The organism is Richelia sinica FACHB-800 (assembly GCF_014698825.1).
GTDB lineage: Bacteria > Cyanobacteriota > Cyanobacteriia > Cyanobacteriales > Nostocaceae > FACHB-800.
On record NZ_JACJTT010000004.1, the window covers coordinates 1 to 22,786 of the forward strand.

General features: G+C 41.5%; 16 protein-coding genes and 1 pseudogene. 6 read left to right on the forward strand and 11 right to left on the reverse strand.

Annotated features, from left to right (window positions below):
• Positions 1–107: 107 nt before the first annotated feature.
• From H6G73_RS04900 to H6G73_RS04910, 3 genes and pseudogenes are all read right to left on the reverse strand, one after another.
• Positions 108–1,352 (reverse strand): annotated as a pseudogene (locus H6G73_RS04900) (nitrate ABC transporter ATP-binding protein); the annotation flags it as partial.
• A gap of 120 nt (positions 1,353–1,472) precedes the next feature.
• The gene (ntrB, locus tag H6G73_RS04905; protein ID WP_190601839.1) at positions 1,473–2,303 is read right to left on the reverse strand and encodes a nitrate ABC transporter permease; all 831 of its coding nucleotides are present in this window, start codon (positions 2,301–2,303) and stop codon (positions 1,473–1,475) included.
• A gap of 68 nt (positions 2,304–2,371) precedes the next feature.
• Positions 2,372–3,748: a CmpA/NrtA family ABC transporter substrate-binding protein gene (locus H6G73_RS04910; RefSeq protein WP_190601840.1), complete on the reverse strand. Its 1,377-nt coding sequence runs from the start codon at positions 3,746–3,748 to the stop codon at positions 2,372–2,374.
• 916 nt (positions 3,749–4,664) lie between these two features.
• Between H6G73_RS04910 and H6G73_RS04915 the strand changes: the two genes are divergently transcribed.
• Positions 4,665–8,939: a chemotaxis protein CheB gene (locus H6G73_RS04915; RefSeq protein ID WP_190601841.1), complete on the forward strand. Its 4,275-nt coding sequence runs from the start codon at positions 4,665–4,667 to the stop codon at positions 8,937–8,939.
• A 90-nt stretch (positions 8,940–9,029) separates the two neighbouring features.
• Here the strand turns inward: H6G73_RS04915 and H6G73_RS04920 are convergent, their stop codons facing one another.
• Together H6G73_RS04920 and H6G73_RS04925 are read right to left on the reverse strand one after the other, a co-directional pair.
• On the reverse strand, positions 9,030–11,912 hold the full coding sequence (locus tag H6G73_RS04920; RefSeq protein WP_190601842.1) for a glycerol-3-phosphate acyltransferase: 2,883 nt from the start codon (positions 11,910–11,912) through the stop codon (positions 9,030–9,032).
• A 654-nt stretch (positions 11,913–12,566) separates the two neighbouring features.
• Positions 12,567–12,707 (reverse strand): hypothetical protein, encoded by a 141-nt coding sequence (locus H6G73_RS04925; RefSeq protein ID WP_190601843.1) that lies wholly within the window; start codon positions 12,705–12,707, stop codon positions 12,567–12,569.
• A gap of 492 nt (positions 12,708–13,199) precedes the next feature.
• On the opposite strand from H6G73_RS04925, the gene H6G73_RS04930 reads away from it, so the two are divergent.
• Positions 13,200–14,105, forward strand: a complete 906-nt coding sequence (locus H6G73_RS04930; RefSeq protein WP_190602173.1) for a hypothetical protein — start codon at positions 13,200–13,202, stop codon at positions 14,103–14,105.
• Between the two features lie 16 nt (positions 14,106–14,121).
• Here H6G73_RS04930 and H6G73_RS04935 read toward each other — a convergent pair whose 3' ends face one another.
• On the reverse strand, positions 14,122–14,577 hold the full coding sequence (locus H6G73_RS04935) for a rhodanese-like domain-containing protein (protein ID WP_190601844.1): 456 nt from the start codon (positions 14,575–14,577) through the stop codon (positions 14,122–14,124).
• Positions 14,578–14,881: 304 nt separating this feature from the next.
• Here H6G73_RS04935 and H6G73_RS04940 point away from each other — a divergent pair, with 304 nt between their 5' ends.
• Positions 14,882–15,586, forward strand: coding sequence for a response regulator transcription factor (locus H6G73_RS04940; protein WP_390839193.1), 705 nt, complete (start codon positions 14,882–14,884; stop codon positions 15,584–15,586).
• 40 nt (positions 15,587–15,626) lie between these two features.
• Here H6G73_RS04940 and plsY read toward each other — a convergent pair whose 3' ends face one another.
• The 4 genes from plsY to H6G73_RS04960 all read right to left on the reverse strand — a co-directional run bounded on the left by plsY (position 15,627) and on the right by H6G73_RS04960 (position 19,040).
• Positions 15,627–16,307, reverse strand: coding sequence for a glycerol-3-phosphate 1-O-acyltransferase PlsY (gene plsY / locus H6G73_RS04945; RefSeq protein ID WP_190601846.1), 681 nt, complete (start codon positions 16,305–16,307; stop codon positions 15,627–15,629).
• A 182-nt stretch (positions 16,308–16,489) separates the two neighbouring features.
• Positions 16,490–17,740 carry a DUF3086 domain-containing protein gene (locus tag H6G73_RS04950; protein WP_190601847.1) on the reverse strand — a complete coding sequence of 417 codons (1,251 nt, stop codon included), beginning with the start codon at positions 17,738–17,740 and terminating at the stop codon, positions 16,490–16,492.
• 72 nt (positions 17,741–17,812) lie between these two features.
• Positions 17,813–18,199 (reverse strand): DUF3119 family protein, encoded by a 387-nt coding sequence (locus H6G73_RS04955; protein ID WP_190601848.1) that lies wholly within the window; start codon positions 18,197–18,199, stop codon positions 17,813–17,815.
• 58 nt (positions 18,200–18,257) lie between these two features.
• Positions 18,258–19,040 carry an MlaE family lipid ABC transporter permease subunit gene (locus tag H6G73_RS04960; protein WP_190601849.1) on the reverse strand — a complete coding sequence of 261 codons (783 nt, stop codon included), beginning with the start codon at positions 19,038–19,040 and terminating at the stop codon, positions 18,258–18,260.
• A 364-nt stretch (positions 19,041–19,404) separates the two neighbouring features.
• On the opposite strand from H6G73_RS04960, the gene H6G73_RS04965 reads away from it, so the two are divergent.
• From H6G73_RS04965 to aroH, 3 genes are all read left to right on the forward strand, one after another.
• On the forward strand, positions 19,405–19,701 hold the full coding sequence (locus H6G73_RS04965; RefSeq protein ID WP_190601850.1) for a hypothetical protein: 297 nt from the start codon (positions 19,405–19,407) through the stop codon (positions 19,699–19,701).
• A 310-nt stretch (positions 19,702–20,011) separates the two neighbouring features.
• The gene (gene sppA / locus H6G73_RS04970; protein WP_190601851.1) at positions 20,012–20,833 is read left to right on the forward strand and encodes a signal peptide peptidase SppA; all 822 of its coding nucleotides are present in this window, start codon (positions 20,012–20,014) and stop codon (positions 20,831–20,833) included.
• Between the two features lie 66 nt (positions 20,834–20,899).
• The gene (gene aroH / locus H6G73_RS04975) at positions 20,900–21,313 is read left to right on the forward strand and encodes a chorismate mutase (protein ID WP_190601852.1); all 414 of its coding nucleotides are present in this window, start codon (positions 20,900–20,902) and stop codon (positions 21,311–21,313) included.
• A gap of 129 nt (positions 21,314–21,442) precedes the next feature.
• On the opposite strand, the gene H6G73_RS04980 is transcribed toward aroH, so the two are convergent.
• Positions 21,443–22,786: a TRAP transporter large permease gene (locus tag H6G73_RS04980; protein ID WP_190601853.1), complete on the reverse strand. Its 1,344-nt coding sequence runs from the start codon at positions 22,784–22,786 to the stop codon at positions 21,443–21,445.

Genomic DNA, 22,786 nt, shown 5'->3' on the forward strand with positions numbered 1-22,786 from the left:
CTTCAGGATTGTTATGAATATACTCGACTATGTTGCTCATAATACCAGGTTACATATGCGATTTTATCTGGTTATATCATAATTTTATTCTTTTTCGGAGATGTCTAATAACGTAGTAATAAGTTGTGCATGGATGCAGGGTGAACTACCCCCATAGTGTGACGTTGGTCACGGGTGCGTAGCAGGTATTGTTTGAAATCAGATAAGGTACGAACACCTTCGTCGTAGAAGCGTTTGGCTAAGGTGATGGCGTTACCATTTCTGGTCATAGTTAAGGATGTCACCACTGGTAGGGGTTGGTTTTTATTCCCACCCAGAGATAACCACATGGGCATACCAGAAGGCATTTGGGCTGCATCTAAATAACCGCCACTCATACCATCAACAATACCGCGCCAGCTGCTTTCCCGGACGAGATTCACCTCATCTAAACCATGCTTGGTGAAAAAGCCTTTTTCTTTGGCGATAGCTAGAGGGGCGCAAGCGGTGAGGGGGAGAAAACCTATTTCTAGGTTGACTTTTTCTAAACCATGACGGGAAATAGCTGCGGTTTTCCGGGCCCGGATTTTCTTGATGCGTTTTTGCTGGTTGAGGAAGTAAATCATTTCACTCCGCAAGCTGTAGTAGCTGGGGTGTTCTACAACTTCCATCCGCTTCCGGGGTCGGGGAATATCAACTTCGAGAATATCACCAATTTTGGATTCTGGGCCATTGGTCAACATGACAATTCTGTCAGACAACAGCACCGCTTCATCCACATCATGAGTTACCATGACTGCGGTGACTTGATTTTCTTCGCAGATTTGCATTAATTGTTCTTGCAAATTACCACGAGTTAAAGCATCCAAAGCACCGAAGGGTTCATCTAATAGTAATAGTTTAGGACGAATGGCTAAGGCACGAGCGATCGCTACCCGTTGTTTTTGACCACCAGATAACATCCCTGGTTGTTTGTCAGCATGGGGACGTAAGCCCACCATATCTATATGTTTTTCAACAATAGCCTTCCTCTCTCCCGCCGGCATACCGTTTAAAACAGAGTCTACAGCCAAGGCAATATTTTCTCTGACAGTCCGCCAAGGTAAAAGAGAATAGTTTTGGAAAACCACCATTCTATCTGGCCCTGGTCTGGTAATTCTTTGTCCTTCCAAAGTCACCAAACCATCTGTCGGTAAATCTAACCCAGCAATCATATTTAACAGTGTCGATTTACCACAACCAGAGTGACCGATTAAGGAAACAAATTCACCTTTTTTAATTTGTAGATCAATACCTTTAAGAGCAATATATTGACCACCACCGGTTAATTCAAAAACTTTATCAATTTGATCAACAGCAACAAATACAGACATAATTTTTAGTGATTGGTAAATGGTATTTAGTAATTAGTAATTGGTAATTGGTAATTGGTAATTGGTGGTTATGAGTTGGCAATTATCCATCTCCATGCCACCAATTAACCGCTGTTTCACTTATCTTTGTTCAGCAGGTAAAATCAAAGTTTGAATCCAAGCCATTAATTTATCTAACAGCAGACCCACAACACCGATATACACTAGAGCCAAAATAACTTCACTGACGCTATTATTTTGGTAAGCATTCCAGATGAAGAAGCCAATGCCAACGATACCGGACATCACAATTTCTGCCGCAATAATCGCCAACCAAGCCAAACCAATGGCAATTCTTAAACCGGTGAAAATGTAGGGTAAGGCAGCAGGAATAAGAATGTTAATAAAGTATTCTTTGCGATTGAGTTGCAGAACTTTAGCAACGTTGTTGTAGTCCTGGGGAATTTGGGTAACACCTACCGCAGTGTTAATTAAAATTGGCCAAATGGCAGTGATGAAAATTACGAATAAAGCTGCTGGTTCGTTTTGGCGTAAGGCTGCCAAGGAAATGGGCACCCAAGCCAAAGGTGGAACTGTTCTCAGCAATTGGAAAATTGGGTCTAAAGCCTTAGACATAGTTTGGTTAATCCCAATCAAAATGCCTAATGCAATCCCAACAATTGCCGCCAGAGTGTAACTAATAGCAACACGTTGGAGACTAGCAAAAATTTGCCAGAATAGCCCTTTGTCTGTACCACCTTTGTCATAGAAAGGATAAAGGATTAGAATCCAAGTATCTTGAACTACTTGTATTGGTCCCGGTAAAGTAGCGCCAGGAGTCCAGGCAAACAATTGCCAGACAGCTAAAAATATAAGTATGGCAATTGCTGGGGGAACTAGATTAGGAAATTGTTTTTGTAGATTGTTCAGGAAACTATTGTCAAAACTAGGTCTTTTCTGCGCTATTGTCATGTTTTTTCACTCCTCTGATGATTATTTGTGAATAATTGGGTTAGAAATTCAACGGCAAATTGTGTTTCTTAAACGCTGACTTTTTTGATTTTCAAACTCTTGAGATATTCTTCTGGTTTCTCTGGGTCAAACTTGATGCCATCAAAAAATTCTTCCACACCACGAGAAGTGTTAGTAGGAATATCAGCCGCAGGAACTCCTAATTCCTTAGCTGCTTCTCTCCAAATATCTTCCCGGTTGACTTTCTTGATTAATTCCTTCGCTTTAGCTGCACCATTGGCAATGTAATCTTGTGGCAAGAATCCCCAACGCACGTTTTCTGTGATGAACCACAAATCATGGCTTTGATATGGGTAGGAAACACTACCTTTGCTGTCTTTCCAATAGTAAGCAGCCATGGATTTATCATCTATTTTCCGTCCATCACCCATGTCATACTTGCCTTGGAAGGGGTCGGCTAAAATTTCTGGTGAAGATAAACCAAAATAATTTCTACCTGCGAGAATTTGTGCCGCTTCCTTGCGGTTTTCAAAGTTATCTAACCATTGCTGGGCTTCCATGATGCCTTTAAGTAGGGCTTTGGTGGCTTTGGGATGTTGATCAACCCAGTCACCACGCATAGCAAAATATTCTTCTGGATGATTTTTCCAAATCTCTGCGGTTAATGCCGCCATGAAGCCAATTTTGTCTGTTACCAAGCGATAAGGCCAGGGGTCGCCGGTACTGAAAGCATCCATTGTACCTGTTTTCATGTTGGCGACGGTTTGGGCCGCAGGTACGGTTAATAGTTTGACATCTGCGTCAGGGTCGATGCCACCTGCTGCTAACCAGTAACGAATCCACAAATCTTGGTTAACGTGGGGGAAGGTGAAGGCTGCGGTAAATGGTGTGGAAGATTTGAGTTGACTGAATAGAGATTTAGCACCAGCCAGTTGTAAACTTATACCTTTACCTTGGTGTTTATTAGCGATCGCTATACCATTACCATGGGTAATTAGTTGAGCCAACACATACATGGGAATTGGTTTATTCCCTTTGGTAATCTTACCTTCTGTAATCAGGTGTGGCATGGGCATTTGCCATTGTCCACCATCAATACCACCACCAGCAGAACCAATTTCGACGTTATCCCGTGCAGAACCCCAAGAAGCTTGTTTAGAGAGATCAACATCGGTCATGCCATATTTGGCAAAGAAACCTTTTTCTTTCGCAATAATTAAAGGTGCAGATTCAACAATGGGAATATATCCCAATTTAGCTTTGGTAATTTCTGGTTGTTGATCGGCACTCAGATTAGCGACTGGTTGGGCAGCTGGCTGTGTAGAACTGCCACCACCTGCTTCTGGTGGATTACCTAAACACCCTTTTAGTAATACGGCACTAGCAGAAACTCCAGCTGTTAGAATGAATTTACGGCGAGAAATTTGGTTAAAAAATTCAGTCATAAAATCTCCTTAAGTTGGCAATTTTATTTTTTAGGCATGAAAAAGAGAGCAAGATTAATTAGATAATGCTTGCCATTTCATTAACTATATTTAGAGCAGCAAAATCGCATTTTCTGAAAGAAAATGGCTGATTTCTCTATGGGAACAAAATTGACATTAATTTTAGGTAATTTAGGAAATCACCTGTTTGCATCATAGCGGTGTAGGCACGATAAAACCTAGCTACAGACTTATCAGACTGTTTGTTGTTTTCCTTTTGCCTGCTATAGATGATTTGACTAACTCAGTGTGATGAAGCAGCACCACTTAAGTAGTTGAAATAAGTTTACAGTCTTTCGAGAGAAATTGGTTCATTCTCAATCAGTAAATATTAAATAAATATTGGATTAGACATATAAGTAAAAACTTATATAAGACCGGAAAAATTAGCCCACTTTATTGATGGATTGACTTAACTCTATCATCAACATTATTCGAGATAATGGTTGATAGGTTTTTTAGGTGAATTTAGTATTGATCAAATGCAATATATAGATAAAATCCAATGTAATAGACTTAATCAAGGCAATAAATATAGATAAAAATCATAGTAACTATCGTTTAAATTGATAAATATCTACCTTTACCTTGGAAAACAGCTAGGGATCAACTTGAATTCAGACTCAGACTATTGATTAAAGGGTTTGCAAAAACCTATCAATATTTTTTGTTCCAGATGTGGGTAGTAGAGTTACCACCATCTGGCATTAATTGGGACAGTGTTCTATGCCTAAAGACATAGGGGTTTTGTTATCAAAGGTGAAGAAAGATTTATTGGCCTAAATTAGCCCTTGATTTTCATTAGACTATAGGCATCAAGTCAAGATTTGTATATTGTCAAACGTAACACCTTGACATTTAAACTCAGGTGCATGTCATGAACTCTAGTCCGTCTGATGGGGAATCTCCAGACAATGACTCTTTGTCCAAAGTAGCCACCCCAGCGCAGCAGAATAAAGAGAAGGAATTATTTCCAATTGTCGGCATAGGCGCTTCTGCTGGTGGATTGGAGGCTTTCACACAGCTATTGAGCCATTTGCCAACTGATACTGGTATGGGATTTGTGTTAGTACAACATATGAATCCCCGGCAAAAAAGTATGTTGACAGAAATACTTTCCCGGACAACCCAGATGCCGGTAACTGAAGCCGAAGATGGGATGCAAGTGCAACCGAATCATGTGTATGTGATTCCGCCCAATGCCACAATGACCATAGCAGCAGGGAAACTGAAACTTAAGCCGCGTGAGAAGACTTACGGGATATCAATGACTGTTGATAGTTTCTTTTTTTCCTTGGCGGAAGCGATGGGAAGTAAAGCTATTGGTGTTGTCCTATCGGGTGGTGATGGAGATGGTGCTAGAGGTTTAGAAACCATCAAGGCCGCAGGAGGTATTACCTTTGCCCAATGTGAGGAATCAGCAAAAGTTAGTAGTATGCCGAATACTGCTGTAGCCTCTGGTTATGTAGACTTTATCCTCACCCCCCAACAAATTGCCCAAGAACTAGCAAACATCAGCCGTCATCCCTACGTCAACCACCCCATACTGATCAAAGCAGCGGAAGTGATGCCACAAAGCACAGATGCGCTATCAACAATTTTTCATCTGCTGCGGGCGGCTACAGGTGTTGACTTTAGCCATTACAAGCAGACTACTCTGAAGCGGCGGATTCTGCGACGAATGGTTTTGTATCGGTTAGATAAGCTAGAGGATTACGCTCAGTATCTCCAGAATAACCCAGCGGAAGTGACGGCGCTATATCAGGATGTGCTGATTACTGTCACCAGTTTTTTCCGAGACTGGGAAGCATTTGAAGCTTTGAAAACCAAAGTATTTCCGGTTCTGGCTGAGGGACGCAGGCCGGATTCACCCTTCCGCATTTGGGTAGCAGGATGTTCAACAGGTGAGGAAGCTTACTCAATTGCCATCTGCTTACTGGAATTTTTGAGCAAGCAGGGGATCAATATCCCCATCCAGATTTTTGCCACGGATATCAATGAGGTGGCGATTGAGAAAGCCAGAAGCGGTATCTATAAGCCCAGCCAAGTTGCAGATATCTCTCCTGAACGTTTAGGGCGTTTCTTTGTGCAGGTAGAGGGTGGTTACCAAATTAGCAAGCCAGTGCGGGAACTGTGTGTTTTTGCCAGACAAAACCTCATTAGTGATCCGCCTTTTTCTCGACTGGATCTAATTACTTGTCGCAATGTACTTATTTATTTAAGTTCTGCGGTACAGAAGAAAGTAATGCCTATCTTCCATTATGGACTCAAGCCCATTGGCTTTTTGATGTTAGGTACTTCTGAAACAGTAGGCGAGTTTTCTGACTTATTTACACTGCTAGATAAAAAATACAAGATTTATTCCCGGAAAATGGCACCTGGAAGGCTGGTCATTGAGCTAGTAACCAGCAACTATCCTTTGGAAACGATAAAACGGCAACTGCCAGTTAGTGAGGTTAGTAGGGATGGTTTAGAAATACAGAAACAGGCTGACCAGATTGTAATCAACCAATACGCCCCTGTGGGTGTGATTGTTAATAGCGACCTAGAGATTTTGCAGTTTCGCGGACAGACCAGTTCCTATCTAGAACCTGCACCGGGCAGACCCAGTTTTAATTTGCTGAAAATGGCTAAGGAAGAATTGCGTCTGGAGTTACGCACTGCTATTCATCAAGCTAAAAGGCAAGAGTCAGTAGTCAAAAGGGAAGGTATAGAAGTTAGACGGGATAATCAGGTGAGGCTGGTTAGTTTTGATGTAATTCCATTTAAACCCCAAGGGGCAGAGGAATACTACTTTTTAGTTCTGTTTGAGGAAAGTTTGGAGTTAGTCACTCCTGTACCAGAGGTCATTAGAGACGGTGCAGAGTTGGAAAGTGAAGGTGTGAATTTAAATGAGTTTGAGCAGAGACAAAAAGCTAGTTATCAGAAAGAAATATCCTTACTTCAACAGGATTTAGCCAGCACTAGGGACTATCTGCAATCTATTATTGAGGAGCAGCAATCTACTAATCAAGACTTGAGAGCAGCCAACGAAGAAATTCTCTCTAGTAACGAAGAATTACAAAGTACGAATGAGGAACTAGAAACTGCAAAGGAAGAAATTCAGGCTACGAATGAAGAATTAAGCACGATTAACGACGAATTACAAAGACGGAATCTGGAATCAACTCAGGTGAGCAATGACTTGCAAAATCTCCTCAGTAGTATCAATATTCCGATTCTGATGGTAGGAGGTGAGTTACAGATTCGCCGCTTTACTCCAGCATCTGGGGACATTTTCAATCTGATTCCCACGGATGTGGGGCGGTCGTTAAGTGATATTAAGCATAAATTAAATATCCCTGATTTAGAAGCACAAATCTTAGAGGTGATTAGCACCCTAAATTTGAAAACTCAGGAAGTTCAAGACCAAGATGGCCACTGGTATGATCTGCGAATCCGCCCCTATCGGACCATAGATCACAAAATTGATGGTGCTGTGGTAGTTTTAGTGGACATTCATGCCCTGAAGCAAAGTGCCGAGGAACTCAGAGAATCCCGTGATTATGCAGAAGCGATTGTGGGTACTGTACGGCAATCTTTAGTGGTGCTGGATCTCAATTTACGGGTGGTGACAGCTAATCAATTTTTCTATGACACCTTTATGGTGGTGCGAGAAGAAACAGAAAATTGCCTGATTTATGAAATTGGGAATGGGCAGTGGAATATTCCCCAGTTGCGATCGCTCTTAGAAGACATTCTTCCCCGCCAATCCCAGTTTCAAGATTTGGAAGTGGAGCATACATTTGAGCAAATCGGTCACAAAATCATGCGCCTCAATGCGCGGAAAATGCCACAAATAAGCGATCGCTCACTGATTCTTTTGGCAATTGAGGATATCACTCAGCAGAAGCAGTTAGAAGCAGAACGTACTCATCTTCTCGGTCAAGAGCAGTCAGCCCGTGCTGCGGCAGAAACAGCCAACCGCGCTAAGGATGAATTTTTATCGATTCTCTCCCATGAGTTGCGAAATCCGCTGAATTCTCTAATGGGGTGGACTCAGTTGCTACTGAATAAACAACTAGATGAAGCTACAACTCATCAGGCATTGGCAGCAATTGAGCGTGGTGCTAAGGCTCAAAACCTACTGATTGGGGATTTGTTGGATATTTCGCGCATTAGCACCGGTAGGTTTCATTTGGATGCCCAAACCATTGAACTTGTGCCTGTGATTGAGGCCGCCATGGAAATTGTGCATCTGGCCGCAGCAGCGAAAAATATTCACATTGAATCAAGATTAGATTCTTCACCCAGAACTTTAGTCGGAGATCCAATTCGCATCCAGCAGGTAATGTGGAATTTACTTTCTAACTCGATTAAATTTACGCCACGGGGGGGCAGAATTGATGTTACCTTAGACTACACTGATTTCCAAGCAGAGATTCAAGTAAAGGACACTGGAATAGGCATCGGTGCAGACTTTCTCCCCTTTGTGTTTGAACGGTTCCGTCAAACTGATGGCAGCAGAAGCAAATCAAATCCGGGATTGGGACTGGGCTTGTCGATTGTGCGTCATTTGGTAGAACTCCACGGAGGCACAGTGACGGTAGAAAGTCCAGGTGTGGGGCAAGGTACAACTTTTACTGTCAAACTACCTCTGCAAACTAACCTCCAAGTAAGTGAAGTAGGAATAGAACCTGCTATAGAACCTACTATAGAACCTACTGCCACCTCCACTTCCCTGACTCCCCCACCTTCCCCAACCTCTTGCCCATCCTTGGCAGGTCTGCGGGTGCTGATTGTCGATGATGAACCAGATATCCGCACCTTATTCCACATTGTGCTGGAAGAGTGTGCAGTAGAAGTAACAGAGGCTGGATCTGCAAGGGAAGCACTATCAATACTCACAGCTAACCCTGGTAGTTTTGATGTACTCTTATCTGATATCGGTCTACCGTTGGAGGATGGTTACGCATTGATTCGGCAAGTGCGATCGCTCAGTCCTGAAGCAGGAGGACAAATTCCCGCTGCGGCACTAACTGCCTATGCTGGGGATACAGAAGAAGCAGAGGCTGTGGCCGCTGGATTTCAAATGCATCTGACTAAACCCATCGAAGCTCCTCAATTGATATCTGTAATCGCTTCCTTGGCAGGACGGGTGAGACATGAATGAGGAATGAAGAGGCAATATCCAAGAACTTGGGAGTTTCTCAGGAATTTGGGCTGGTATGATACCAACCCCATCAGGTAGAACACTTTATGTCTAGGAAACTCCTTCTTCAACCACAACCTGTTGTAATTCGACAATTCCCCTAGATCCATCAATCCTGACTTGCTGACCGTCTTTGAGGAGAGAAGTTGCCCCGCGTACATCCATGACTGCGGGAATTCCGTATTCACGGGCAACGATCGCTCCATGGGAAAGTTTACCACCAGCTTCAGCAATTAAGCCTCCAGCCCTGACGAGAAGGGGTGCCCAGCCTGAATCTGTGTAAGGAACAACCAGGATTGTATCTTTGTTGATGGTGCCAAAGCCTTGTAAATTCTTTAACACCTTGACTCGCCCTTGCACTTGACCATGACTAGCGGGAATGCCTTGGAGGCAATTATCTTTCAGGTCAATCACCGGTGTGATGGGATGGGGTGGATTGAAGCCGTAGACGAGGGGTGGTACTTGCTGAATTTGGCTATCTTGGAGATATTGCGATCGCCTGTTTTGAATTAATTGGCCGATTTGATTTTGGAGTCGTGAGTCTGAATTATCAACCAACCGCCGAATTTCTGATAGTTCTAAAAAGAAGATATCTTCTGGTTGCTGTAATAGCCCCTGCTTGAGCCATATCTTTTCTAGACTGACAAATGTCCAACGTAGTTCCGCTAGCAGTCGAGAATATACTTCTGTGACTCTACCTTTCAAATCTACACGTCTTTGGACAAAACCCTGCTGACGGTTTTGCCCATCTTCTATACTTGCTAATTCCTTATCTTGAACGAGTTGGGCAAATAATTGTTTGACCAGATCCGGTTGTTCTTTCCAGGTAGGAACAGCAATATCCGTAGCTACATCGCTTAAATAACCGTAATCTTCCAGTAATTCATCAAATTCTGCCAACACCTTTTTCCCATCTGGGAGTTTCGCTAACTGGGCAAAAACTTCTTCGGCTGGACATTCCTGTAAAATTTGTTTAGCATCAGCGGCCAGAATGCGTAGCGATCGCAAAGATGCCACCTCTGGAGTCACACTGTGATCAATTTGCTCATCCTTAATCCCTAAAATAGACTGGCGCAAAGCCGCACTGATAGGGGCTAAAATGCTGTAGTGGGTACTCAAATGCAGCAATTCGAGAATTAAATCTACTCTGCTTAATAGTTCTGATGGGCCTAATTCATCCAGCACGATATTGGATAGCTTCGTCAATCCAGGAATAAATTTTTGGCGATAATCTCGCTTAAATTCCTTCTCTAAACCCATTTCTCGCCCTAGTAGCTTGGCTAGTCCCGGTAAATTAGCCCAGGTAGAATCGAGAGGAGGCTTACTCATGTGGGCACCTCTGGTTAAAAAGTCCAGACTTTCTGGAGGTAAACCCATTCTGGTGAAAATTTCCCCAATGAAGGAAGCATTAAAGTAAGCTCTAGAGTAGTGTAAGGTAGCCGTAGCAGTAAAATCTAAATTGGTAGCGCGATCGCCCAAAACCAAAGTAAAAATTTCTCCCCACACACCACAAGTCAAAGGTCGATTAATTGACCAAGTTAAGGGGTGAATTACACCAGGAATCACCTCAGCCGCAATTTTCCTAGTCCAGATGGGTAAAAGAGTCGTAATCGTTCTGGTTTGTAAGACCCAGAGAGTTTGTCCGTCGTAACTCCATTCAATATCCTGGGGTACACCATGGTACCGCATTTCCAAGCGACGGGCTAAATATGCCACCTGCTTGATTAAGGCTTGGGGCACTTTGCCCGTGCCTTCAAACTGCACACAGGACAATTTATCATCACCCACCACCATGACCCGATATTGTTCTGGTGTGACTTTGCCAGAAACCACTTGTGTGGGGTTGCCAGACACCGCTTCAATTACTACTGCATCACCTTGCTGGGAAATAGGGTCGCGGCTGAAAGCAACGCCAGAATAGACACTCTGGACTTGCTGTTGAATCAAGACCGCCATGGCCCCATCCTTAGCTTTGCGATCGCTGCGATATTTCACCGCCGCAGGATGATTATAGGAGGCTTGGACTTTAGCGATCGCTTCCTCTAACTTTTCTTTACTGGTGACATTTAAAACTGTTTTATAAAGTCCTGCCGCTGAAGCTTGTTCTGAGTCTTCCCCAATGGCTGAAGAACGGACTACTAAAGGAGATAATTCCGATGGTTGAAGTAAATCAATCAACTGTACTGGATCATAGTATGCAGGGAGAATCCAACCCTTAGGAACTGGATAACCCCAACGCTTGATTTGTGATAATGTTGCCGCTTTTCCACCTGCAAATTCAGCGTCTAATTCTTCATCCAAGCTGATAATCGTCGATTCATTGCGGAGATACTGCATCACCTGCTGGGATTCTCCTTCCGCTTCCTGTACAGGTAGTTCCAGGTCATCAGGAATTTGTTTGTAAATCCAAAAAATTAACCCAGCTAAGAAAAAAGCTGCCAAAATTCTCGGTACATCTTCAGCATGAAGAATGGCAACAAATAGGGGAAACATCACCAAAACCCCATATTTGATTGTGTCTTTTGACCGAAAAATCAAAAAACTAATGCCAGCCACCAAGGAAACAAATCCTGTCACTAAGGGGTCATGTAACACAAAGCCCCACACCACATTTGTTGTACCTGCACCTCTACCCGCAGCATATCTACCCACTACCAAAGCAATTAGGGCTACTAACTCCCAAAAGGAACTAGTAGGAAAGAAAATCCGGGCTAAGGAAACAGCCGCTATCCCTTTCAGTGCTTCTGACACTACTGCCAGAATCCCTACAACTTTGCCTCCGTGATAAAAAGCGGCAGCAACACTGATATTGCCTGTACCAACTTGTGCCAATCTTTTACCCTTAAGGGCGTAAGTAATCCAGCCAATTACTGGTATTGCCCCTAAGAGTGGGCAAAAAATTAAAATAACTAATAGACCCCAAAGCTCAAACATTATTTATTGATTTCAGATGTTAGATTTATATACTGCCTGACTATTCCCAACACCAAGGGCGATTTACACCCCAGCTAGGACTAGAAATAAACGCACAGATTGTAGCCTCAATCTCTCCAGATGAAAAGTAACACAACCACAGGAAAGCTATTCACTGTGCTTTCCTGCCTCAAAATCCATTTTGAAACTACACACACTTTGTTTTTACAAGCATCTTGCCACTAAACAGGAGTAAAGTTGTACAAGCAACTACCATCTTCCAGGATAATCTGGAGAATGTATGACTGCCTGAAGTCGGAAATTATATAAAAGCAGGCAAGAATAAGGATTTTTATTAACGCTTGATGCTAATGCAGCAGAAGGCAGGAGGCAGCAGGTGAAACACAGTTACTGTTTCAGTTTTAGTTTTCAGTTTGCACCTCATTGATTTGCAATCTGCTGTCAATCAAATTTATTTCTTATTTAATTGTGTTAAATAGGTTTTCTGTCACGCTTTTATGACCAAGATGGATGTGTGACTTTTTGGTCTTCCCTGAGGAGAAATAATTGGTGAGTACAGGACACTGAACAAGTAAATAAATATATAGACATTTAAATATATAAATATATAAATATTTATATCTTGCTAGTGCCCTGGGGGATAAAAAGTTTTAGTTAGTTAAGTGCATAGGCAGCTTGTAGCGCCCACAGGATCAGTGCAGCGATTGATCCCAAAAGCAACACAGTGGATACAGTGACGACTTTTGGGGAGTCTGCACCTTCAAATTTCATAATTCCTCGATTTAAATCGGACATAGCTTTGTAAGCCTCCTTTGTTACAGTGCTAATCTGTCCGTTTTGATTTTAGTCTTTCTCTATGGCAATAATGCAAAATTTACATGATTATTTTCTGGATCAAAAAAAGTCTTGATTGATTTAAGGTGTATATGATTTTGTCAAGTATTTGCAAAAAATAGTTACATAGCTCATTGCCAGAAAATTTAGTAAAAAGTTGGGGCGGGTTCACCAATATTCTCGTTCTTGTATGGTGATCCAAATAAACGGGCCCCTACTCACCTTTCCTGGTCAAACCTGCTGTTGGGATGTAGTCCAAGGATATTTTGCTCTCACCTCGCAATTCCTCGAAGGGTATAGTGGGAGCCTCCTGGCGGAAATAGGTGATATTATATGGCAACCTCATCTGTTTACTTATACAATTTGAGACAAGACTGATTTTTCTCCCAATTAGTCTTATTTTTAGTGAGCAGGTTACAAATTCGGGGTAGAACAACTATCTCTCAATGGCAAATGGTAGATCGGATTAACGATATTGCTTGGCAAGCTCATCAAGGCAGTGTAGCTGCTATTATTCAGTTATTGAACGAAAAGCTGGCTGATTCTGGGGTAAGAACAAGAGCCATTTTCGCTGATGGTATACTACAACTTTTGTGTGAAGCTGCTACGGCGGAACAACTTGAACAGTCTACATTAGTAGAACAAATTCAGCAGATTCTCAACTCTATTGCACCGAGAAATATTCGGCGGGTGAATATTAACAGTAGAATTGTCAGAGAACAGCAGTTACTATGGCTTGATGAAATTAATCGCGATCGCGAAAATCAATTACTGTGGTCACAGGAAATAATTCTAAGTAAAGGTAATATTATATACCAAGTTACTCAATATTTTACTGAAGCTTCTATTGAATCAGCTAAACCGATTTTACCAAAGACCAAATTTTTACTAAATAACAAAGATTATTACAAAAATCCAGTTCAACAGTGGTTATTAGTTTGTGCGGGCTTGTTATCACTGATTTTATTTGCCTGGGTAGTTGATTCATTGTTTGGTAATACTTTGAAAAGTTTTATCCCTGTGAATATTTCCTCCACCGAGGAAGAGAGTGAGCAAACAACTACACAAGTTGCCAACAATTCAGTCAAGACCAATGCTGTGAAGTCAGGAGAAGCAGCAACTGATGATTATTTTGCCGCTGCTGTGAGACTAGCTAATCAGGCTTCTGATGCCGGTAAGACTGCCATCAACCCTGCACAGTGGCTAGAAATAGCTGCAAGGTGGCAAAGAGCTTCTGATTTAATGGGTAAAGTTCCACCCAGCCATAGCCGTTATCAAGAAGCTCTAATTAGAACTAAATTATACAAGGAATATAGCGAAACTGCTCAAAAAGAAGCAGAAAAGCGCAAGTCTTTGTAGACTTGGCAATTTCTGGTCATACGTCTTTTTGCTGGGTTTCTACGTGGGTTTTTAACCTATCAACCACATTGTAATCATCGGCACCGGGAGGAGTTCTGGATTCAATGATTCCCTCTGTGGGTCCGCCAATAGCCTTCCACGCAGCTAAACCGCCCTTAAGTTGAGAAACATGATAAAACCCTGCGGAACGCAAAATTTGCGCCGATGAGGCACTTTCTTGGTCATTAGTACCGTAAACGTAAATATCGCGGCTTTTTTCTAAGGTGGGTACGGCCCGTTCTACCAATTCCTCTATCGGCATGGACATAGCACCTAGTATATGTCCCTCATTATAAATAGAGCGATCGCGCACATCGAGGATTGTAAAGGCTGGTTCTCCCCATTCCAGACGAGATTTAACTACATGGACATCAGACTCTGCGGTGACAGGTGGTTGTGGTGGAATTATCCCACCTACTAGATTGTTATCCATAATTTTTTTGAGGTAATTACGGTAACAGTAATCTAATTGAATATATTGTGTAATTTATCTTTCTGGGGAATGAATCCCGTCATATTCATGCTTTGGATATACAGCAGCAAACTTAAAGCTAGCACAGCACATAACCTAGCCAAATTACACTCTAAAAAAATCTATCTACAAACTGATTAATTTTATAGATTTTATTCACAGAATAATCATATTTTCGTCTTTAAATATTTCTTGAGTGATAGATACATCTATTCATTTAGATACTGTTTGTAAAGTTTAAAAAATACATGAAGCTATGGATGTAATGAATAATAATCATAAAATTTTGGTTGTCGATGATGATTACAGTATTTGTAATCTGATTTGTCGGTTTTTAGGTCGAAAATATCAAGTGGAATCAGCACTAGATGGAAAAACAGCCATCAACTTATTTGCTGAATTAAATCCTGCCTTAGTCATTTTAGATTGGAATTTACCTGATGCCAGTGGTTATCAAATTTGTCAAGACATGCAAAGCCGAACTAATGTGTTAGTGATGATTCTCACTAGCCGCAATGATGAAGCAGATAAAATTAAAATTCTAGCAGCAGGTGCAGATGACTTCATGACCAAGCCTTTTAGTCTTGCCGAAGTGGAAGTCAGAGTAGAAGCTTTACTAAGACGTATCCGCTATTTACACCCTCATCAATCTCATCGATTGGTATTTAAACAATTAGCAATTAATCCAGAAGGTAGGGAAGTAACGGTTAATGATATACCTATAGCCCTAACAGCATTAGAATTTAATATTTTACATTTTTTAGCTAGCCATCCTGGTCAAGCTTGGAGTCGTACCCAACTTATTCAAAAAATTTGGGGTTGTGAATATGTAGGAGATGGCAGAGTTGTAGATGTACATATAGGACAACTACGTAAAAAAATGGAAATCGACCCCAGTTTACCGAAATTAATTAAGACTGTGCGGGGATATGGCTATAAGTTCGATCCACCGGGAAATAACAAAATATAATGGCAATATTTTTGATGGGAAATTAATGGTAATCGCCATTTTAAGCCACTTGTTCCGGTTCAGTCTCTAACTTTTGTCCAATTTTCGGTTCTGTACCTGCTAACAGTCGTTCAATATTACCGCGATGGCGGATAATTACATACAAACCACCAGCCAAACTAAAGAGAATATAGGGTAAAGGCTGTTGAAAAATTACCATGAAAATGGTAACAAACACAGCACCAGAAATTGAACTCAAAGAGACTATTTTGGAAATGGCGACTACAACTGCAAATACACCTAAAGTTGCTAAACCGACCTGCCAATTCATGGCTAACAAAATTCCCAAACTAGTAGCTACCGATTTACCACCAGTAAAACCCAAAAAAATCGATTTACTATGTCCTAAAATTGCAGATAAGCCGGATAAAGTGACTAACCAAGGTTGCCAAATTATCACGTCTACTGTTGGTGGTAGTAAGCCTTGATTGGGTGCAAATTTGAATAAGACGTAAACTAGAATAATTGCGAAAACGCCCTTTAAGCAATCAACTAATAAGACAAATCCCCCCGGTACTTTACCCAAGGTTCTCAGAACATTAGTTGCTCCCGTTGAACCAGACCCGACTTCCCGAATATCAATTCCCTTTAACACCTTACCAGCAATATATCCTGTCGGAAAGGAACCCAACAGGTAAGATAATATAACAACTACCCCACACAAACTTAACCAAATAGCCATAGTTAATCATTAAAAAGTAAAAATTAACAGTTAAAAAATTAAGTAGAAGGAGTTAGAAGTTAGCACCGTTGAGTAATTAATCTCTGAGCGAATTTGCACTGAGGCTAAAAGCCGCCATTAAAGTATTTTGTCTTTACCATCAATCAGCTATACTTCTAAACTCCTGTAACTCCTGAAGCTAATTAAAAATCATCATCAAAGTCTCTATCTCGCATAACTTTCGGGTCAGGAGCAAAAGCTAGCCACAGGGGGAATTGTAATAATCCTAAGCTAATTTGTTCCTCAGAATCATCAATGATAATGAGAGGTAATTGATTAGCTTTGACCAATCTGTCAGCCTTCTGTGCTAAAGCCGTAGGTGCTTCAAATAATGTTACCCCACGGTCAGGGCCAAATTCTGGGCGGCCTATGCCTAAACAATCTTGTAAACCGCGTCGCCATTCCCCTAAACGCTCTGGTGTGTTGGCTAAGATGAGGGTACGGACGCGATCGCCATATAGTTTGTGTAAAATCGAAATTGCCGCGGAAGCCACCAAAATATTTTGTAAGCGGCTACCCATTGTCCGTAAAGCACCCCGTCCTCCCAAATTAAAAAACCAATTTGATACTCGTTCAGCGTGAATTGGTTCAAAGGTACGGCGTAATTGCCAAGCTGGGCCATAATAATCAGGCTGGTTGCGAAACTGGTCAATTAAACGGCGGACTTGTTTATTAGTGTCTTGAAATTGCTGTTGAGCAAATTGAGGTGTACTTTGTTGTGGTTCGGCGGGTTTAGCTTCCTTAGCTACTGGTTTTTCCCTTTCCTTCACCACTGGTGGTACCAGCTGTAATTGCTCTGCCGCAGAGGCTAAATCTTGTAAACTACCTGTGAGATAGTCTTTAAAACCCTGTACCCGAATTGCCAAATCTTGAGATGTGCCAGCGAAAGTAGTCCGCATTTCATTGCGAATTCGTTCTTGACGACGTTCTAGCTGTTCAACGGAAATTTGCAGTGCTTGTTTACGTTGTTCTAGTTGTTCCAAAGACTCCTGCACAATTTTACTAAGTGCAGTTTGAGTTTCACTTACCTGGGACTGAAGAGTTTGATATGTGGCTTGAAGCTGGTCAATTTCTGCCTTCAGTTGGGCTTCAGTTTGTTGTAGTTCCGTCAATCTCGATTCTGCTTCTGACTGTAAGAGGATATTTGACTCCACCACCACAGTTTCTACTGCTAATTCTGCCACAACATCTTCTGCGGAAATTTCTGCTTCAACACTAGTTTGTACAACTGTAGCTACTTCTACTTGGGGTTCATCTGCCAAAATTGGTGCTTCTGTTTCCAGCATTAACTCAGAAGCAGGCTTTTCTGCTGGTTCTGCTGTCGGTTCTTGTTCTTCGGTTTGCTCTAACCACTCATCAAATGATGCTGGAGTTTGAGGTTCCTCTGGATTCATAAAATAATACTAAATTCCTAATGACACAAATAAATGGTGGAAATAGAACTGCCTATCACCTATAACCTATTCTTAAATTCGTGGACAACGCTGTTCTAAACAAGATTTTAAGGTTTTAGGGTCAAATAAAATTGGTAAAAAGTGAATGCTGTTAATTTCCTTAAAGTAAAACAGGATTGGCACTTTATCCCAAAATATACGCCAGTTTTGCCACTCTTGGTAGGGAAACCGCCGAATTAGCTTGTCTCCTCGGTACAAATCAAAAGCTGTATCGGTAAACAAAAATCGCAGGCTAACTGCTTGCAACATTAAAAATAATCCCAGTATTCCCAACAATCCTCCTAACCAAGGTTGTACCAGTAGTAAGGGAATAGCTGCTACTACTAAGAACACAGGAATATTGTAACTTGGCTTGAGTTCCACTGTAGTTGTGGAATTAGGTACAACTGAACTGTTCATGATTGCAACTCCTCCCTTGATACATCAACAATCATTTTTATTCTAAAAGGTGAAGTGTTTAGAATCCTTGCATGAATGCGCTACCTGTTCCCTGAAACATCAACCAAGACAAGAAGAAGTTACTGATAAATATGACTAACAAAGCTGTGACAACTGCCGTAGTAGTTGATTGTCCCACACCTTTAGCGCCTCCTGTGGTTGTCAAACCCCAACTACAACCAATCACAGCTATTAAAACGCCAAAACACCCGGCTTTAATTAAACAACTGCAAATATCCCACAAGTGAAGAAAGTTTCGGGCTGAGTTTAAAAACACTGTATTGGAAAGATTGTAAATATTAGTAGCAATGATTAACCCTCCTAACATCCCTGTAATCAAAGACAGCAGGGTTAAGATAGGTAACATAATTAGACAAGCTAGAAGCCGAGGGATGACTAGATAATCAATGGGGTCAGTCTTTAGCATTAACAACGCATCTATTTGTTCTGTGACGCGCATTGTCCCAATTTCTGCCGCGAAGGCTGAACCGACTCTACCAGCTAAAATTACTGCTGTCAGTACAGGGGAAAGTTCTCTGGTTAAAGCTACCGCTAACACTCCCCCCACAAGATTACCTGCACCAAAGTTAATAAACTCCCGTGCTACCTGAATTGTAAACACCGCACCCACGAAAATAGCCGTTAACAAGGCGATAAAGAGGGAATCTGGCCCCACTGCGGCTAGTTGCTCTAAGGTATTGCGACGGTGTATCTTACCTTGAATCAGATGAATTAATATCTGTCCACCTAAGAAAACAGCCGCCAGCAGTCGCTGACTCCATATTTTTAATTCTTTAGTCATTGGTCATTGGTGATTAGCCATTGGGCATTTTACAGCTGTTATAGATATAATCTCTCCTTATCTCCTTATGATTGGGTCAAACATTAACTTAGTTTAAAGAAACTCTCATAAAGTTAAGCAGCTTCTAACTGCATTGTTACTACCCTCAAATGATACACTGAATAAAAAATCCTTATTCTGCAATGCTTTGAGTCCTGCCAGGAATGTGGTGAAGTTAAAGCATAGAGGATAAGCATTACCCGTATCTTTTAATGAAAACTTAAGATTTTTGACAGAATGAAAGTTGAGGGGCGATCGCACGTATTGTAGAAAGTAACAGATATTTTCTTACCAATTCCTCCTTTACCTTGGAGCTTGTCAGATAATGACTATGTTTACTAATTTTATTCGCTCCCTACTATTGACTGCCCTGTTCAGTTTTATTGCTCCTATTTTCCTGGTCGGTGGTTTCTTGCTGTGTTTAACCCTGGTGGGCTACATTCCTGGCTTACAAGTCATCACCGAGAACATTGCTAGTCCTATTTTGCATTTCCTCGCCACATTTGGTAGCGGTAGTTCTGTTCACGGTCTATTGGTTATTTGCTTGACCTGGAGCTTTGTGGGTGTATTATTCGATATTTACGTTTATTACCGTTGTCAGATTTTGCGGTTAGATTCTTAAGCATAATTAATCTTTTTGGTGTGCAGGCTGATTAACTATCAAAATTTCTAACTAGCCTATGACCATAAACTTAACACAGGCCAAATTATTAAGGATTGTTTAGGGCAGAAATTTTACCATCACCGCAGTTGAAATCTGGGGCAAAACGAAATTAGGCATATATGACCAAAAACCAGGCTAAACCACGGTCAATTCACAATATTCAAGCCATAGCAAATTATTATTACAATATTGATTAGCCCAAAACCCTGTTCACCATGACAATGGGCATTTTATGATTAAGTTTATTAATGAAGTTATTTGACTACTCATGGTTTGGCCGTTTAAGTCCAAGTTTCGTAAACAAATTGCTCGGATTGAAATTACTGGTGCGATCGCATCTGCAACTCGCAAGCGCGTACTAGAAGCTCTCAAAACAGTAGAAGAGAAAAAATTTCCAGCGTTACTACTACGCATTGATAGTCCTGGTGGTACAGTCGGCGATTCCCAAGAGATTTATAGCGCCCTCAAGCGGTTGCGAGAAAAAACCAAAATCGTTGCTAGTTTTGGTAACATTTCCGCTTCTGGTGGCGTGTATATTGGCATGGGAGCCGAGCATATCATGGCCAATCCTGGTACAATTACAGGTAGCATTGGTGTAATTTTACGGGGTAATAATCTAGAACGCCTCCTGGATAAAATTGGTGTCTCCTTTAAAGTGATTAAATCTGGCCCATACAAAGATATTTTGGCCTTTGACCGCGAACTAACCCAGCCAGAAGCCGAAATCTTGCAAGATTTAATTGACACCAGCTATCAACAATTTGTGCAAACAGTAGCTGAAGGCCGTTCTTTAGCGGTAGAAACCGTCAAAAGTTTTGCTGACGGTAGGATTTTCACAGGACAGCAAGCAGTAGAATTGGGAGTAGTAGACCGATTGGGCACAGAAGAAGATGCTCGTCGTTGGACAGCAGAATTAGTCGGTCTTGATCCAGAAAAAACGCCTTGTTATACGCTAGAAGAACGGAAACCATTATTGAGTCGTCTTCTACCAGGAAGTCGTCAAGTAAAATCAGGTCTAGGTGCAGGTATCGACTGGCTAGAATTTGAAATGTCTACCAGCGGTTTACCCCTGTGGTTATATCGACCATAAACTCATTATCAATAGTAGGGAGGGGCCAACCCGTACCTACCAACTTAATCTAAGGAGGATTTAGGAGTGGAATGGCAAATGCGGGCTATTCGTGGTGCAACAACCGTTGCAGAAAATAGTGTAGAAGCAATTCGTGAAGCGGTGACAGAATTACTTGATGAACTGGAACAACGTAATCAACTCCATCCATCAAATATGATTAGCGTGACATTTTCCGTCACACGCGACTTAGACGCTATTTTCCCCGCAGCCATTGCTAGAACCCGTCCTCATTGGGATAGCGTGGCCATGTTGGATGTTCAGCAAATGCACGTTGAAGGCAGCTTACCACGCTGTATCCGCTTTTTGATCCACGCTAATTTACCAACTTCCACTCCCATCCACCACATTTATTTACGTCAAGCTGCTAAATTGCGCCCCGACTGGAGTTTACCGCAAACATTACAAACTTCACCCCAAGCAGTAGAGACAAAAGTGTGAACTACATTGTTGATTTAGCTTCTCTGGTCTGGATGTACCATAGACATCTGGCATCAATATTTTGTGTTTCCTGCCAAGTCTTGGGGTATTGGTAAGAATTCTCATGCAAAAATTATAAATGCCTCTTGTTCAAGTGCCAGTTGTCGCAGAAATATCAATTAACCAGCGTACAGTTTGCGGAAAATTAATCACAATTAACAACACAATAAACTGTAACACCATAAAAGGGATAGCACTCTTGTGAATATCAAATGTACTCACCTCTTTCGGGGCAACACTTTGTAAATAGAACAAAGAAAATCCTACAGGTGGAGAAATAAAAGCCGTTTGTAAATTAATAGCCATTACCACCCCAAACCATACCATATCAATATTCAAGGCTTGGGCTGCTGGTACAAATAAAGGCATAGCAATAAAGCAAATTTCCATAAATTCTAGAAACACCCCTAGAGCGAAAATTGCTAAATTACTGACAATCACAAATCCCCAATAACCTCCAGGTAAACTAGTTAATAAATCAGTAATCAGACCTTTTCCACCTAAGGCATCAAATACTAAACTAAACATCGCAGAACAGAATAAAATCATCACCACTAAAGCTGTAATTACGGCTGTAGAGTGAGCAGAATCACGAATTAGTTGTGGTGTTAAGCGTTTATTAAATGCTGCTAATATACAAGCCCCTACTGCACCAACTGCACCTGCTTCTGTAGGTGTAGCTATACCAAAGAAAATACTCCCTAATATGGCAAAAATTAAGATGACTGGAGGAACAACAGCTTTAATAACTTTTTTTAACAGCTTAGTCCCTTGAGGAATTTCCACATCCGCAGGGATAGATGGAACTTTTTCAGGTTGAAAAAAAGCCAGTCCCAAAATATAGAGAATATAAGAACCCGATAACATTAAACCGGGAATTAATGCCCCTAAAAATAAGTCACCGACAGAAACACCAATTTGATCACTGAGAATTACTAATACTAAACTGGGAGGAATTAATTGAGCTAAAGTACCGGAAGCAACTATGACTCCAGCCGCTAATTTTTTATCATAGCCATAGCGTAACATTACAGGTAATGATAACATTCCCATGACAATGACAGTAGCAGCTACCACACCAGTTGTGGCAGCTAAAACGGTTCCCACTATGACAACTGCTAATGCTATTCCTCCTCGTAAACGGCTGAAAACCATGCCCACAGTTTCTAATAACTCTTCTGCTAATCCTGATTTTTCTAAAACAGCACCTAGGAATACAAAAAAGGGAATAGCAAGTAAAGTAAAATTCGACATTGTGCCGAACCAACTATTGGCTAATAGTAAGAGACGGGCAGGATTGAAAGCCCCTACTGTCATCCCAATTAATCCAAAAATGATGGCTGTGCCTGCGAAAGAAAAGGCGACAGGATAGCCACTCATTAAAATTAGAAAAAAGCCAACAAACATGAAAATGGCTAACCATTCAGAACCCAT

Excerpts from the sequence above, each read along its gene's own strand:
- H6G73_RS04910 (WP_190601840.1), bottom strand. The coding sequence starts at position 3,748 with ATGACTGAATTTTTTAACCAAATTTCTCGCCGTAAATTCATTCTAACA.
- H6G73_RS04915 (WP_190601841.1), top strand. The coding sequence starts at position 4,665 with ATGAACTCTAGTCCGTCTGATGGGGAATCTCCAGACAATGACTCTTTG.
- ntrB (WP_190601839.1), bottom strand. The coding sequence starts at position 2,303 with ATGACAATAGCGCAGAAAAGACCTAGTTTTGACAATAGTTTCCTGAAC.
- sppA (WP_190601851.1), top strand. The coding sequence starts at position 20,012 with ATGGTTTGGCCGTTTAAGTCCAAGTTTCGTAAACAAATTGCTCGGATT.
- H6G73_RS04935 (WP_190601844.1), bottom strand. The coding sequence starts at position 14,577 with ATGGATAACAATCTAGTAGGTGGGATAATTCCACCACAACCACCTGTC.
- H6G73_RS04965 (WP_190601850.1), top strand. The coding sequence starts at position 19,405 with ATGACTATGTTTACTAATTTTATTCGCTCCCTACTATTGACTGCCCTG.
- H6G73_RS04950 (WP_190601847.1), bottom strand. The coding sequence starts at position 17,740 with ATGAATCCAGAGGAACCTCAAACTCCAGCATCATTTGATGAGTGGTTA.
- plsY (WP_190601846.1), bottom strand. The coding sequence starts at position 16,307 with ATGGCTATTTGGTTAAGTTTGTGTGGGGTAGTTGTTATATTATCTTAC.
- H6G73_RS04925 (WP_190601843.1), bottom strand. The coding sequence starts at position 12,707 with ATGTCCGATTTAAATCGAGGAATTATGAAATTTGAAGGTGCAGACTCC.
- H6G73_RS04980 (WP_190601853.1), bottom strand. The coding sequence starts at position 22,786 with ATGGGTTCTGAATGGTTAGCCATTTTCATGTTTGTTGGCTTTTTTCTA.
- H6G73_RS04960 (WP_190601849.1), bottom strand. The coding sequence starts at position 19,040 with ATGACTAAAGAATTAAAAATATGGAGTCAGCGACTGCTGGCGGCTGTT.
- H6G73_RS04940 (WP_390839193.1), top strand. The coding sequence starts at position 14,882 with ATGAATAATAATCATAAAATTTTGGTTGTCGATGATGATTACAGTATT.
- H6G73_RS04955 (WP_190601848.1), bottom strand. The coding sequence starts at position 18,199 with ATGAACAGTTCAGTTGTACCTAATTCCACAACTACAGTGGAACTCAAG.
- H6G73_RS04920 (WP_190601842.1), bottom strand. The coding sequence starts at position 11,912 with ATGTTTGAGCTTTGGGGTCTATTAGTTATTTTAATTTTTTGCCCACTC.
- H6G73_RS04930 (WP_190602173.1), top strand. The coding sequence starts at position 13,200 with ATGGTAGATCGGATTAACGATATTGCTTGGCAAGCTCATCAAGGCAGT.